At 59.5% G+C, this 889-nt stretch carries 1 protein-coding gene; it reads right to left on the bottom strand.

The annotated features are described in order from the left end of the window. Positions 1-889 (bottom strand): hypothetical protein (locus tag CYR52_RS22750; RefSeq protein ID WP_165699110.1); only part of this gene is annotated, 889 nt, incomplete at both ends.

Here is an 889-nt window from a genome sequence, read left to right on the forward strand (position 1 = left end):
CATGGCCTTTGTCCATCGGCTCAATCAGGCCTTTCGCCTTCGATGCAATATCGAGATGGATAGTGCCTGCGCTTGCCCCTTCCGGACCACGGATTTCCACGCCCTGGCCTTCACCGGTGGCGATAGGCTTCGGCTGCACGCCATGGCCTTTGTCCATCGGCTCAATCAGACCTTTCGCTTTCGGCTCAATCGTGAGGCCCATATTGCCTGCGCTTGCCGCTTCCGGACCACGGATTTCCACGCCCTGACCTTCACCGGTGGCGATAGGCTTCGGCTGCACGCCATGGCCTTTGTCCATCGGCTCAATCAGACCTTTCGCTTTCGATGCAATATCGAGATGGATAGTGCCTGCGCTTGCTCCTTCCGGACCACGGATTTCCACGCCCTGACCTTCACCGGTGGCGATAGGCTTCGGCTGCACGCCATGGCCTTTGTCCATCGGCTCAATCAGGCCTTTCGCCTTCGATGCAATATCGAGATGGATAGTGCCTGCGCTTGCCCCTTCCGGACCACGGATTTCCACGCCCTGGCCTTCACCGGTGGCGATAGGCTTCGGCTGCACGCCATGGCCTTTGTCCATCGGCTCAATCAGACCTTTCGCTTTCGATGCAATATCGAGATGGATAGTGCCTGCGCTTGCCGCTTCCGGCCCGCGGATTTCCGCACCCTGACCTTCACCGGTGGCGATAGGCTTCGGCTGCACGCCATGGCCTTTGTCCATCGGCTCAATCAGGCCTTTCGCCTTCGATGCAATATCGAGATGGATAGTGCCTGCGCTTGCCCCTTCCGGACCACGGATTTCCACGCCCTGGCCTTCACCGGTGGCGATAGGCTTCGGCTGCACGCCATGGCCTTTGTCCATCGGCTCAATCAGGCCTTTCGCCTTCGA

It is taken from the genome of Chimaeribacter arupi (genome assembly GCF_002858805.1).
In the GTDB taxonomy this organism is placed as follows: Bacteria; Pseudomonadota; Gammaproteobacteria; order Enterobacterales; family Enterobacteriaceae; genus Chimaeribacter; species Chimaeribacter arupi.